This is a genomic window from Actinotalea solisilvae, assembly GCF_016464425.1.
Lineage (GTDB): Bacteria > Actinomycetota > Actinomycetes > Actinomycetales > Cellulomonadaceae > Actinotalea > Actinotalea solisilvae.
Genome location: NZ_JADDKQ010000018.1, coordinates 73800 through 87523, shown reverse-complemented (window position 1 = coordinate 87523; position 13724 = coordinate 73800). Strand labels below are relative to the sequence as shown.

8 protein-coding genes are annotated in these 13724 nt (G+C 76.2%); 5 read left to right on the top strand and 3 right to left on the bottom strand.

Features of this window, described 5'->3' with window-relative positions:
* The first annotated feature begins 128 nt into the window (after positions 1-128).
* Positions 129-2363, top strand: a complete 2235-nt coding sequence (locus tag JIG38_RS14480) for a putative bifunctional diguanylate cyclase/phosphodiesterase (protein ID WP_199424527.1) — start codon at positions 129-131, stop codon at positions 2361-2363.
* A 7-nt stretch (positions 2364-2370) separates the two neighbouring features.
* Here JIG38_RS14480 and JIG38_RS14475 read toward each other — a convergent pair whose 3' ends face one another.
* Positions 2371-3645, bottom strand: coding sequence for an MFS transporter (locus JIG38_RS14475; RefSeq protein WP_199424526.1), 1275 nt, complete (start codon positions 3643-3645; stop codon positions 2371-2373).
* Between the two features lie 240 nt (positions 3646-3885).
* Between JIG38_RS14475 and JIG38_RS14470 the strand changes: the two genes are divergently transcribed.
* Entirely contained in the window at positions 3886-6630 is a 2745-nt protein-coding gene (locus JIG38_RS14470; protein WP_199424525.1) for a bifunctional diguanylate cyclase/phosphodiesterase, read from the top strand.
* Positions 6631-6675: 45 nt separating this feature from the next.
* On the opposite strand, the gene pgm is transcribed toward JIG38_RS14470, so the two are convergent.
* Positions 6676-8394, bottom strand: coding sequence for a phosphoglucomutase (alpha-D-glucose-1,6-bisphosphate-dependent) (gene pgm, locus JIG38_RS14465; RefSeq protein ID WP_199424524.1), 1719 nt, complete (start codon positions 8392-8394; stop codon positions 6676-6678).
* Positions 8395-8461: 67 nt separating this feature from the next.
* On the opposite strand from pgm, the gene JIG38_RS14460 reads away from it, so the two are divergent.
* Together JIG38_RS14460 and JIG38_RS14455 are read left to right on the top strand one after the other, a co-directional pair.
* A complete protein-coding gene (locus JIG38_RS14460) occupies positions 8462-9301 on the top strand; it encodes a DUF5926 family protein (protein WP_199424523.1) in 840 nt (279 codons plus the stop codon).
* A gap of 113 nt (positions 9302-9414) precedes the next feature.
* The gene (locus tag JIG38_RS14455; RefSeq protein WP_199424522.1) at positions 9415-10185 is read left to right on the top strand and encodes a glycosyltransferase family 2 protein; all 771 of its coding nucleotides are present in this window, start codon (positions 9415-9417) and stop codon (positions 10183-10185) included.
* Between the two features lie 21 nt (positions 10186-10206).
* On the opposite strand, the gene JIG38_RS14450 is transcribed toward JIG38_RS14455, so the two are convergent.
* Positions 10207-12630, bottom strand: a complete 2424-nt coding sequence (locus tag JIG38_RS14450) for a hypothetical protein (protein ID WP_199424521.1) — start codon at positions 12628-12630, stop codon at positions 10207-10209.
* A 132-nt stretch (positions 12631-12762) separates the two neighbouring features.
* Here JIG38_RS14450 and pheA point away from each other — a divergent pair, with 132 nt between their 5' ends.
* On the top strand, positions 12763-13722 hold the full coding sequence (gene pheA / locus JIG38_RS14445; RefSeq protein ID WP_199424520.1) for a prephenate dehydratase: 960 nt from the start codon (positions 12763-12765) through the stop codon (positions 13720-13722).
* The last annotated feature ends 2 nt before the right edge of the window (positions 13723-13724 follow it).

Below are 13724 nucleotides of genomic sequence, written 5' to 3'. Positions count from 1 at the left end.
ACCCGTCCGGCCGCCGGCAGGGGACCGGCCGGGTGACACCGCGGGTGAGAACGTGGCCCGGCGCGCCCGCACGCACGTTACGGCCGAGTAACCTTCGGCGCGGCAGACCGGACCGACCAGGGCAGGGCATGAGCGACGACGGCGTGCGCGGGGAGGACCCTGCGACCGACGACGCCCCGGCGCGCCCGCCGCTGGCCCCCGCGGTGCTCGGCGGCCTGACCGTCGAGGAGGTCTGCCGGCGCAACCTCCTCGAGCACTCGGACGAGGTCATCTACTTCAAGGACCTCGACAGCCGCTTCCTGCTGGTGAGCGCGGGGTGCGCGGCGCTCCACCGGATGACGCCCGAGCAGATGGTCGGCCTGTCGGACTTCGACCTCTTCGAGCCCGCGCACGCGCACATCGCCTACGCCGACGAGCAGCGCGTCATCGCGACGGGCGTCCCGATGGTCGACCAGGCCGAGCGCGAGCGCTGGGCCGACCGGCCCGACTCCTGGGTCGCGAGCAGCAAGTTCCCGCTGCGCGCGCCCGACGGCGCGATCATCGGCACCTTCGGCATCTCGCGGAACGTCACCCGGCTCGTCGTCGCCGAGCAGGAGGCCGCGCGCAACGTCCGCGCGACCGAGGCGGCCAACGCCGAGCTGCGCCGCGTCGAGGCCCAGCTGCGCGCCGTGCTCGACGGCACGACCGACGCGATCGCCCGCTACGACGCCGACCTGCGCTACCGCTACCTCAACCCTGCGGGCGAGCGGGTGCGCGGCCTCACGCTCGACCGGCTCCTGGGCCGCACGGACCGCGAGGCGGGCATGGTGGACCCGTTCGTGGGCGCGTGGGAGGCCGCGCTGCGGCGCGTCCTCGCCTCGGGCGAGCCGGACGACCTCGACTACGCGGGCGAGTCGGCCGACGGCGAGGAGGCGTTCTTCCACACGCGCCTCGCGCCCGACCGCGACGCGGCGGGCGTCGTCGTCGGCGTCCTCACCTCCACCCGCGACGTGACCGAGCTCAAGCGCGCCGAGCAGGCCCTCGCGCGCCAGGCGATGCACGACTCGGTGACCGGCCTGGCCAACCGGTACCTGCTCACCGACCGCGTCACGCAGGCGCTCGTGCGGATGGAGCGGTACCCGAGCCGGATCGCGCTGTACTTCATCGACCTCGACCACTTCAAGCACGTCAACGACTCCTACGGGCACGACGTCGGCGACAGCGTCCTCGTCGCGGTGGCCGAGCGCCTGCGCCGGCTGGCGCGCAAGCAGGACACGGTCGCGCGGCTGGGCGGCGACGAGTTCGTCGTCCTGTGCGACCGCGTCGTCACGGACGAGGACGCCCGGGACATCGCGGGCCGCATCGTCGCCGCGCTCGCCGAGCCCGTCGTCGTCGGATCGCGGCGCATCCCCCTGTCCGCGAGCGTCGGCGCGGTGCTCGCGGAGGACCCGGCCACGAGCCCGTCCGACCTGCTGCGCGGCGCGGACGCGGCGATGTACCGGGCCAAGCAGGAGGGCCGCAACCGGTTCACCGTCGTCGACCCGGACGAGCTCGAGCCCGTCGAGGAGACCGCGGTGCTCGAGCTCGAGCTGCGCGAGGCGCTCGAGGACGGGCACCTGCGCCTGCTCTTCCAGCCCCTGCTGTCGCTCAGCGACCAGCGCCTGCTCGGGTTCGAGGCCCTCCTCCGCTGGGACCACCCGACGCGCGGGACGCTCGCGCCCGGCGACTTCCTCGCCGCGGCCGAGGCGGCGGGCCTCATGGGCGCCGTCGGCGCCTGGGTGCTCGACGCGGCCTGCGCGCAGCTCGCCGCGTGGGACCCGCGCCGCCCCGAGGGGTCGGCCCGGCTGACCATGGCCGTCAACGTCTCGGGCCGCCAGCTGCGCGAGCCCGGCCTCGTGGAGCTCGTCCGCGAGGTGCTCGGCCGCTACGCCCTCGAGCCCGCCCAGCTGAGCCTCGAGCTCACCGAGCGCGCGCTCGTGCACGAGGGTCCGGCGGCGCACGACACGCTCGAGGAGCTCGGTCGGCTGGGCGTGCGCCTCGCGGTCGACGACTTCGGCACGACGTACTCCTCGCTCGCGCGCCTGCCCCACTTCCCGGTGAGCGTCGTGAAGCTCGACCAGCTGGCCGGCGCGCCGTGGCAGCGCGGCATGGTCGCCGCGGTCATCGCGATGGCGCACGGCCTGGGCATGAGCGTCGTCGGGGAGGGGATCGAGACGTCCGACCAGCTCGACGAGCTCGTCGACCTCGCGTGCGACGACGGCCAGGGCTACCTGCTGAGCCGCCCGCTCTCGCGCGACGAGGTCGACGCGCTGCTCGCCGCCGGCGGCACACGGTTCCCGGGCCTCACGTCGGACGACGGTCGCGCCGGGGCCGACCTGCGCTGACCGGCGCTCAGACGGGCGCGGGCCCCTCAGCCGCGGGCTCCTCGGCGGCAACCTCGTCGTCCCGCACCGCGAGCGCGGCGGCCTGCGCGTGCCGTGCCTCGCCGCGGCGCAGGATGGGGATCGCGGCGGCGACCGCGAGGACCGCGAGGGCGCCGGACACCATGACGACGAGGAAGCCCGCGTGGCTCCCGCCGCGGTCGATCTGCGCACCGGCGATCGAGGAGCCGAAGGAGACGCCGACCCCGAGCGACGTCCCGACCCACGTCAGCCCCTCGGTGAGCTGCCCGCGCGGCACGAGCTGCTGCACGAGCCCGTTGCCGTTGATGATCGTCGGGGCGATCGCGAAGCCGAGGACGAACATCACGGCGGCCAGCGCCGCGAGGTCCCGCACCACCGAGAAGAGCGAGACGCCGACCGCGAGCACGACCATGCCGATCGCGAACCGGCGCCAGAGCGGGCTCACCCAGTGGCGCGCGCCGTACGCGAGGCCGGACAGCAGCGAGCCCGCGGCGAACACCGCGAGGATGATGCCCGCGGTGCCCTTGCTGCCCTGCTCCTCGGCGAACGCCACGGTCGCGACGTCGGTCGCCCCGAAGATCGAGCCCATGCACACGAAGACGAGGGCGAGCACGACCATGCCGCCCGAGCGCATGACGCTGCGGTGCGCCACCCCGGCCTCGCGGACGACGACGGGGGGCTCGGTGGCGCGCAGCGAGACGAACCACGCCCCGCCCACGATCACCGCGACCACGGGCACGACGAGCCCCGCCACGGGGTGGACGCCGGTCGCGAGCAGCGTCGCGAGCACGGGGCCGACGATGAAGACGAGCTCGTCGACCGCCGACTCGAGCGAGTAGGCGGTGTGCACCGCGCGCGGGTCGGTGAGCACGTACGACCACCGGGCGCGCACGAGGGCGCCGATCGAGCCCGCGGCCGCGCCCGTGAGGACGGCGGCGACGTAGAGCCACGCCGGGTCCGCCCGCACGAGCGCGAGGCCCACGAGCCCGGCGATGCCCACGCCCGTGAGCACGACCGCGGGTCGCATGACCCGGGCCTGGCCGAACCGGTCGACGAGGCGCGAGAGCTGGGGCGAGCAGATCGCGTGCGTGATGACCTGGACCGCGGAGATGCGCCCGGCGAGCCCGTAGGAGCCGTAGACCTCGGAGACCATGAGCACGATGCCGATGCCGACCATCGACATGGGCAGGCGCGCGATCGCGCCGGCGACCGAGAAGGCGGCCGCCCCGGGGCGCGCGAAGACCTCGCGGTACGGCTGGAGCATGGGCACCAGTCTCCCAGGCCCCGCCGACAGGGTGCGCCGGCTCGCACCGCGACCAGGGCGGCCCGCCCGTGCGGACCGGTCATCCCACCTGTGACTCCCGAGGGCATTCACCCCGTCCCCGCCGGGACTTCACCCCGGCCCGGCCCGTCCGAGGTGGCCTCTGCGTGCGAGGATGCAGCGCACCGACGGCCGAGCGGCCGGGGCGCGGGCGCACCGCGGCAGTCACAGGGGGTAGGCGACGTGGGTCGCACGGGTGTCATGGAGGTGCGCTCGGACCGCGCGCGCGCCGACGTGGCCCCGGGCCGGGCGGACCTGCGACGTCGGCGGCCCCCCGACCCCGCGGTCGGGTACGGACCGCTGGGCCTCGCCGGGCTCGCGGCCGGCGTCTACCTCCTCGCCTACGTCGCGGTCGAGCTGGCGCCGACCGACACGGGCGTCGCCGCGTGGTGGCCCGCCGCCGGCCTCGCCGCGGTCGCGGCCCTGTGGGCACCGCGCGACCGGCGCTGGCTGGTCGCGCTCGTCGTGGCCGTCGCGAGCGGCCTCGCCAACTACGCCGCCGGCCGTCCCTGGTCCGCGAGCCTCGGCTTCGGCCTGAGCAACGCGGCCGAGGCCGTCGTCGTCGCCGCGGTGCTGCTGCGGCACGGGCGACCGCGCCTCGAGAGCCTCGAGGACATCTTCCGGCTCCTGGCCGCGACGCTCGCGGGCAACGTGGTCATGGGCCTCGGGGGCGGGCTCACGGTCCTGCTCACGACCGGCGAGGGGTTCTGGCTCACGGCGCGCACGGTGGTGACGAGCCACGGCGCGGCGATCCTCGTCGTCGCGCCGCTGGGGCTGAGCGTGCTCGCGGTGCGCTCGGCGGGCACGCTCGTCGAGCGGCTGCTCCAGTGGGCGACCCTGACGGTCGTCCTGCTGCTCACGTTCGCGCCGCAGCAGGACCTGCCCCTGTCGTTCCTCGTCGTGCCGTTCCTCGTGTGGGGTGCGCTCCGCCTCGGTGTGCGGACCGTGGGGGCCCAGCTGGTCCTCGTCGCCGTCGTGATCACGTGGTTCAGCCGGTACGACGGCGGTCCGTTCGTCCCCCAGCTCGGCGGGGAGACCGTGCTGCGCGCGTCCATGGTCCAGTCCTTCCTGCTCGTGTGCGCGCTCGTGACCGTGCCCCTCGCGGTGAGCGTCGCGCAGCGCCGCGCCGCCCTCGAGCGCGTCGCGGCGAGCGAGCGCCTCTACCGGCAGGGCTTCACGGACGCGCTGCTCGGCATGGTCCTGCTCCGGGGCTGCGCGGCCGCGCCGGCCCACGCGCACGCCGACGAGCCGGGCGCCCACGACGGTGACGGGCTCGACGTCGTCGAGCTCAACGAGGTCGCACGGCGCATGCTGGCGCGCGACGACCTCACGGGGACCTCCTGGACGGCCCTCCTGGACGACGACGACCGGCGCGAGCTCGCGCGGCGCACCGACGAGATGCGCACGGGCTCGCTCGACGGCTGGCACGGCGAGGTCGCGCTCCGGGGCGCGCGGGGATCGCGGTGGGTCGAGGTCGCGCTCTCCCCGCTCGCGCAGAGCGCGGGCGAGGACCTCTTCGTCGCCCAGATGGTCGACGTCACCGCCCGGCGCGCGGCCGAGGAGAGGCTCACCGCGCAGGCCCGTCAGGACGGCCTCACGGGGCTCAGCAACCGCACCCACCTGCGCGAGCGGATCGACGAGGCGCTCGCCGCGCTGCCCGGCGGCGGCGCCGACGGCTCCAGCGGCCGCGGCGCGCCCGGCCCGGGTGGCGTGGGCGGCCCGGACGGTGTGGGCACGGCCGTCCTGTTCTGCGACCTCGACGACTTCAAGGACGTCAACGACTCCGCCGGCCACACCGAGGGCGACCGCGTGCTCGTGGAGATCGCCCGGCGCGTCGAGCGCGTGCTCGGCCCGGGCGACCTCGCCGCCCGGCTGGGCGGCGACGAGTTCGTCGTCCTGCGTCCCCGCGCGTCCGGTGCGGCCGAGGCCGAGGAGCTGGCGGCCGCGGTGCTCGACGCGCTCGCGCCGCCGGTCGTCGTGCCGGGTCACAGCTTCACGCTCGGCGCGAGCATCGGGATCGCGTGGGGCGGCCCCGGAGGGACCGCCGACGGGCTCCTGCGCGACGCCGACGCCGCGATGTACGCCGCGAAGCGCGAGGGGAAGCGGCGCGCGGTGCTCTTCTCGGACGAGCACCGGGCGCGCGCGGTGCGCGCCGTGCGGATCGAGGCCGAGGTCCGCCGCGCCCTGGAGCGCGGCGAGCTCGACGTCTTCATGCAGCCCGTGGTGGACCTGCGCGACGGTCGCACGGTCGCGGCCGAGGCGCTCGTGCGGTGGCACCACCCGGAGCGCGGGCTGCTCGGGCCCGACGAGTGGCTCGACGTCGTCGAGACGTCCGGGCTCATGCCCGAGCTCGGGACGTGGGTGCTGCGCCGCTCCTGCGCGCTCGCGGCGGCGTGGCCCGAGGGCGCGTCCGGCGAGGCTCCCGTGATCCACGTCAACGTCTCGGCGCGCCAGCTCGAGGTCCCCGGCTTCGTCGAGGTCGTCCAGGCGGTGCTCGTCGAGACGGGCCTCGAGCCGGGCCGGCTGGTGCTCGAGTTCACGGAGACCCAGCTCGACACGGTGAGCGACGCGCTGCTCGCCGACCTCGCCTCGCTGCGGCGCGCCGGCATCGGGCTCGCCGCGGACGACTTCGGCACCGGCTACAGCCCGCTGACGCGCATCACGGAGCTGCCCATCTCGATGATCAAGGTGGACCGCAGGTTCGTCGCGGCCATGCTCGACGACGTGCGGAGCCAGGCGATCGTCACGACCCTCGTGCGGCTCAGCGACTCGCTCGCGCTCGAGCTCGTCGCGGAGGGCGTGGAGACCGAGGAGCAGGCGCAGGCGCTGCGCATGCTCGGCTGCCCGACCGGTCAGGGGTACCTGTGGTCGCGCCCCGTGCCCGCGGAGCAGTTCCACGAGAGCCTGCGGGTCGCCGCGCGGCGCTGAGCCGCGCCGTCGCCGTGCCGGCGGGCGGCTGCGGCGGGCGATCGCTCAGGCGCCGAGCGTCTGGGTCACCAGCTCCTGCGCCGCCGCCTGCACCTGCGCCAGGTGCTCGGCCGAGACGAACGACTCGGCGTAGACCTTGTAGACGTCCTCGGTGCCCGACGGGCGCGCGGCGAACCACGCGTTCGGCGTCGTGACCTTGAGCCCGCCGATCGGCGCGCCGTTGCCGGGGGCCTCGACGAGCCGCCCCGTGATCGGCTCGCCCGCGAGCGTCTCCGCGGTGACCTGCTCGGGTCGCAGCGACCCCAGCGCCGTCTTCTGCTCGCGCGTGGCGGGCGCGTCGACGCGCGCGTACCAGGACTCGCCGTGCCGCTCGACGAGCCGGCGGTGGAGCTGGGACGGCGAGTGGCCCGTCCGGGCCGTGATCTCGGACGCCAGGAGCGCGAGGAGGATGCCGTCCTTGTCCGTGGACCACACCGTGCCGTCGTGGCGCAGGAAGGACGCGCCCGCCGACTCCTCGCCGCCGAACCCGACCGAGCCGTCGAGCAGCCCGGGCACGAACCACTTGAAGCCCACGGGCACCTCGAGCAGCCGCCGGCCGAGGTCGGCCGCGACCCGGTCGATGAGCGCGGACGAGACGAGCGTCTTGCCGATCGCGGCCTCCGGGCCCCACCCCGGGCGCGCGCCGCCGTAGAGGTAGCTGATGGCGACCGCGAGGTAGTGGTTGGGGTTCATGAGGCCCGCGTCGGGCGTGACGATGCCGTGCCGGTCGGCGTCGGCGTCGTTGCCCGTCGCGACGTCGAACGGCGTCGAGCCGTCCTCGTCCGTCCGCTGCATCGCCTGCACGAGCGACGCCATGGCCGACGGCGACGAGCAGTCCATCCGGATCTTGCCGTCCCAGTCGAGCGTCATGAAGGACCACCGCGGGTCGACGCGCGGGTTGACCACGGTGAGGTCCAGGCCGTGCCGCTCGGCGATCTCGCCCCAGTACTCGACCGCCGCGCCGCCCAGGGGGTCGGCGCCGATGCGGACCCCGCTGCTGCGGATGAGGTCGATGTCGAGCACGTTCGGCAGGTCCGCGACGTAGGCGGACATGAAGTCGTGCCTGCGCGTCGTCGGCGCCGCGAGCGCCGCGTCGAGCTGGACGCGCCGGATGCCCGCGAGGCCCTGGCGGAGCAGCTCGTTGGCGCGGTCGGCGATCCAGCCGGTCGCGTCCGAGCCCGCGGGACCGCCGTGCGGCGGGTTGTACTTGAAGCCGCCGTCGCGCGGGGGGTTGTGCGAGGGCGTCACGACGATGCCGTCCGCGAGGCCCGTGCCGGCGGAGCTGCCGTTGCCCGGTCCGCCCGTGCCGACCCGGACGCCCTGCCCGGTGCCCGCGCCGTTGTGCAGCAGGATCGCGTGCGAGACCGCGGGCGTCGGCGTGAACCCGTCGCGCGCGTCGACGTGCACCTCGACCTCGGCGGCGGCGAGGACCTCGAGGGCCGTCTGCCAGGCGGGCAGGGAGAGCGCGTGGGTGTCGCGGCCGAGGAAGAGCGGTCCGTCGGTGCCCTGGCTGCGCCGGTACTCGACGATGGCGGCCGTGATGGCCACGATGTGCGCCTCGTTGAACGCCGAGTCGAGGCTCGAGCCGCGGTGGCCCGACGTCCCGAACGCCACCTGCTGGGCGGGGTCGGCGACGTCCGGGGTGCGGTCGTAGTACGCGCCGACGACGGCGTCGGTGTCGATGAGGTCCTCGGGCAGGGCGGGCGTTCCGGCGCGCGGGTGCATGGGGCGATCCTCGCACCGAGCGCCCTCCCGACGCACGGGGTGCGGACCGCCGGTAGGCTCGTCGGCCATGGCCAGGAGAGCAACCGTCGAGTTCGTGCTGCGCCCCTTCGAGGGGCTCCCGGGGGAGCCCGACTGGGTCGCGATGCGCGAGGTGGTCCCCGCGGCGACCGCGACCGCGCGCACGACGAAGGAGCACGGCGCGCGCGACGTCACGGTGACGACCGTGCTGCCGATGGCGTGGCCCGCGCTCCACCGCGGCGACGGGACGATCATGCTGGCGCTCCAGCAGCACGCCGGGTCGGGGGACGCGTCGCGCGACCTCGCGGCGCTGCTCCTCCGGGCGCTCGAGCTGAAGCCCGGCACCCCGATCACCTCGGCGCCGCTGCCCGAGCCCGGCCCGCGCCTGCAGGACGTCCTCGACCTGTCCGTGCCCTTCGAGGTCACGGTCCACGAGGGCTTCGACTACTGGACCTCGGCCGACGCCGAGCTGACGCCCGAGGTCGTCGCGTCGCTCGAGCGCATGAACGAGACGATCGTCCCGACGCAGCGCCTCACGTCCGTCGACGCCGCCTACTGGGCGCGCATGGGGGACCGCGAGTACCTGCGCTGGGCGATGCCGCACGACGAGCAGGACTTCCTCGACGCGCTCGCCCGCCTGCACGCCCAGCGCCGCTCGGGCCTCGGGGACGACGGCGAGGTGGGCAAGTTCATCGGGGCCTTCCGCTCGTGCGGGATCCTCGTGCCCGTGTGGGACCTCGAGTTCGGCACCGAGCCCGCCGAGCTCGAGCAGCCCGTGCGCGAGCTCGGCGAGCGGCTGTCCGAGGCGCTCGCGGTGACCGGCCCGCTGGACGCGAACGAGCGCCGCGCGCGGGCGGGCCTCGTCGCCCGCCAGCTCACGCTGCGCTGAACCGGCCCGTGCGCGCGGGGGGCGCGCACGGACACCGACGGCGGGATGACCCGCCGTTGACCAGGACCTGGCGCGCCGATGACGCGCCGTCGATCCGTCTATAAGGTGGACAGGTGCCCCCCAGACGCCGAGGCGAGACGCCGGCGACCACGCCCCAGCAGCGCGTCGCGGTCGTCATCCCTGCGAAGGACGAGTCGCGGCGGATCGCCGCCACGGTGCGGGCGGCGCGCGCCATCCCGCACGTGGACCTCGTGCTCGTGGTCGACGACGGGAGCGAGGACGCCACGCAGCACGTCGCCCGCGAGGCGGGCGCGGTCGTCGTGCGTCACTCGCACAACCGCGGCAAGGCCGCCGCGATGGAGACGGGCGCCGCGGTGGTCGCCATGCGGGACACCGAGGACCGTCCCGCGCGCCTCCTGCTGTTCCTGGACGGGGACCTCGGCGAGTCCGCGGTCAACGCCGCGCCCCTGGTCCCGCCGGTGCTCGAGGGCGCCGCCGACGTGTCGATCGCCCTCCTGCCGCCGCAGCCCGGGGCCGGCGGCCGGGGGATCGTCGTCGGGCTCGCGCGCCGGTCCATCCAGTCGATGACGGGCTGGACGCCCACGCAGCCGCTCTCGGGCATGCGCTGCCTCACGCGCGAGGCCTTCGAGGCGGCGACGCCGCTCGCCCGCGGCTGGGGCGTCGAGACGGGCATGACGATCGACCTGCTGAGCAAGGGTTTCGTCGCTGTCGAGGTGCCGTGCGACCTGCGCCACCGCGCGTCCGGGACGGACCTGCGCGGGCAGATGCACCGCGCCGCGCAGTACCGCGACGTGCTGCTCGCCGTGAACGCGCGCCGCGTGCGCGGCGCGGTGCGCGGCGTGACCCGTCGCGCCCAGGGCTGACGCCGCTCGGCGCGGGCGTGCTCAGCCGGGGCTGAGGGCGGGCTCCGGCACGGCCGCCCGTCGGCCCTGCGCGACGCCGAGCAGCCAGCCGGCGCACACCGCGACCAGCAGGGGCACCGCGACCGAGACGCCGATGGCCGGGATGACGATGCCCGAGTCGTTGACGGCGAAGCCGATGCCGAGCGTCACCGCGAGCGCCACGAGGCCGGGGCGCAGCATGGGCGCCTCGGTGCCGAGCGCCGAGAGCGGCTCCCCGGCCGAGAGCCAGCCGAACGCGCCGCCGTCGGGCGCCGTCGCGACGCCGCGCAGCGGCCGCAGCAGCACGAGCACGACGACGGCGATGCCCGCGAGCGCGAGCACGGTGAGCCAGGTGCCACCGAGGTTGGCGAGGTTCTGCGCGAGCTTGCGCGCGACGACGCCGCCCAGGCCGCCGTCGAGCACGGTGTCGACGAACCGGCCGAGGTGCGTGCGCTGGTCCGCGGGCCGCAGCCAGTCCAGCACCGCGAAGGCGGAGACGACCGCGACGCCCGCGCCGAGCACCGCGACGAGCCGCCACCACGACAGGCGCACGCCCGCGGCCAGGAGCGCGAGGACCGCGAACCCGGGCACGAGCGCGGGCGGGCCGCCGAAGTCGCTCCCGAGCCCGGGCATGCCGTCGAGCACGGTCGCGGTGACGCCGACGACGGCGACGACGAGCGCCGCGGCGCGGCGACGGCCCGCCCGCACGAGCGGGTCGGCCAGCACGAGCGCGCTCAGCAGGGTCGCCGCGGCGAAGAGCGAGAACGCGGTGTTGTTGAAGCCGTAGAACCGTCCCGCGACGACGGGCTGCACGCCCATCGGCGCGGACACCTGCAGCGGCGCGCCGAGCACGATGTCGACGGCGATGACGAGGGCCGTGACCCCCGCGACGACGCCCGCCGGGGCGAGCACGGGCCGGCGCCAGCGCGGGAGCAGCGCGAGTGCGGCGACCACCGCGATCCAGCCGACGATGACGCCGGTCAGCGCCCACGCGGGCGAGCCCGCGCGCCACCAGGGCACCAGGTTGGCCAGGATGCTGGCCACCGGCAGCGCACCCACGACGACCCCGGCGCCGCGCAGGCCGTGCAGCACGGTCCGCGGGTGCGAGCGGACGGTGTCGAGCACACGCGCGGCGACGCCGCCGGGGCGACGGTTCGCGAGGCGGTCGAGCGCGCCGAGCGAGCGGCCGTTGAGGCCGAGCGACACGAGCAGGTAGAGCACGAGGTTCGCGACGATGAGGAGCGTGTAGAAGCGCGGCGTCAGCGGGCGGACGGCCACCGAGTGCTGGTCGATGTCGAGCACCGCGGTGAGGCGCTGGTTGGCGTTCGCCGGTCCGTCGACCGGGAGCACCGGGGCGCCGACGAGCGCGCCGCCCGGCGCCTCGTCGAGGAGGCCCAGCGAGGCGAGGACCGTGGGTGTCACGTCGGTCGCCTGGACCATGCCCGGCTGGCGGGTCGACCGCGAGCCCAGCAGGGACGCGGCGTAGGTGCTGCCGTCCGGCGCGGGGCCGAGAGCGGCGGCGAGCTGCATCCGGGCGCGCGTGCCCGAGTCGGCGAGCGACACGAGCAGGACCGTGACCTCGCGGTCGCTCGCCTCGACGGCGGCGAGGACGGCGCCGATGCGGTCGTCGACCGGACGCACCTGGTCCGGGCGCGTGGGCTCGGTGATGACGTCGGGTCCGGCCGGCTCCTCGCCCGTGGGCGCGGGCTCGTCGGCGTCGTCGTCCGCCGCGGGCGGGGGCACCCGGTCCGGGTCGGCGCGCCCGACGGTCGCGCGCCCGGTGTCGCGGACCTCGCCGACGTCCACGACGACGAGGTCGGCCGTGTCGAGCGCGGTGCCGACGACCTCGCGCAGCGCGGCGGTCGTCGTGGGGCGGGCGGCGTAGGCGCCGGTCACGGTGCCGTCGCGGTCCGCGAGGGCGATCGCGGCGCCCGGGCCGATCGCGGCCGCCGGGCGGCCGGCCTCCGCGAGGGTCTCGCCGAGCAGCCCGAGCCGCGGGTCGTAGTCCTCGAGCGAGGCGGACTCGACGTAGTCGGCCCAGCCGCGCACCGTGCTCACGCCGCCGTCGGCCGTCGGGTTCACGAGGCGCCGGCACTCGCCGTAGGCCGCGCCCGGCAGGTCCGCGGCGCGCGCCCCCGCCGAGAGCGCGAGCCACCCGTCGGCGGGGCAGGCGGAGGACCGGACGCTGCGCGCCGCGAGCGTGCCGATCGCGGCGCGCCGCGAGACGTCCCACAGCGCGGGCGTCGAGAGCGTGTGCACGTCGTCCCAGCGCAGACCGGCCGTCCCGATGACGACGACGGCCTCGGCGCTCGCGGGCGCGTCCTCGGGTCCGGGCTCCTCGGCCGCGCCCGCGGGCGACGCGAGCAGGCCCGCCGCGAGCGTCAGCAGCGCCGCGGCGGCGGCCAGGGCGCGGACGGGACGGGGCACCGGTCCAGCCTAGGGGCGCACTACGATCGGCCCCGCGCCGGCGGCACGTCGGCGGACGATCGGCACAGGGTCCCGACGGACCTGCACAGGACGCGCGCACCGTCTCCGCACGACGCCCCGGAGGGAGCACCGATGACCGCTCACCAGGGCGCCGACCGGCCGCGCTACGCGTACCTCGGCCCGGCGGGCACGTTCACCGAGGCGGCCCTGCGCCAGGTCGTCACGCCCGAGGAGGCCACCTACCTCCCGCAGGTCGACGTCGTCGCGGCGATCGAGGCGGTGCGCTCGGGCCACGCGGACCGGGCCGTGGTCGCGATCGAGAACTCCGTCGAGGGCGGCGTGTCCGCGGTGCTCGACACGCTCGCCACCGGGGACCCGCTGATGATCCTCGGCGAGGTGCTGGTGCCCGTCGGGTTCGTGCTGGCCGGACGCCCCGGCACGGCGATCGGCGACGTCCGGCGCGTGGCCGCCCACCCGCACGCCTGGGCCCAGTGCCGGCGGTGGCTCGCCGCGCACCTCCCGGGCGTCGTGCACGTGCCGGCGACGTCGAACACGGCGCCCGCGGCGCTCCTCGCGGGGTCGGGCGACCCGGTCGGCTTCGACGCCGCGCTGGTCCCGCCGCCCGCCGTCGAGCACTACGGCCTCGCGCCGCTCGCGCAGGCGGTCGCCGACAACCCCCACGCGGTGACGCGGTTCGTCGTCGTCGGCCCGCCGGGCCCGGTGCCGCCGCGCACCGGCTCGGACAAGACCACGCTCGTCGTGCACCTGCCGAGCAACCAGGCCGGCGCCCTGCTCGAGATGCTCGAGCAGCTCGCGACGCGCGGCGTGAACCTGTCCCGCATCGAGTCCCGGCCCATCGGGGACTCGCTCGGCCGGTACTCCTTCTCCATGGACGCGGAGGGGCACGTCGAGGACGAGCGCGTGGCGGAGGCCCTCATGGGGCTGCACCGCGTCTGCCCGCACGTGCGGTTCCTCGGCTCCTACCCGCGCGTCGACGCGCCGCACGGCGACGTGCGCCCGGGCACGTCCGACGCCGACTTCCGCGCGGCCCGGACCTGGCTCACGGCGCTGCGCGAGGGCCGCGCGCACTGACC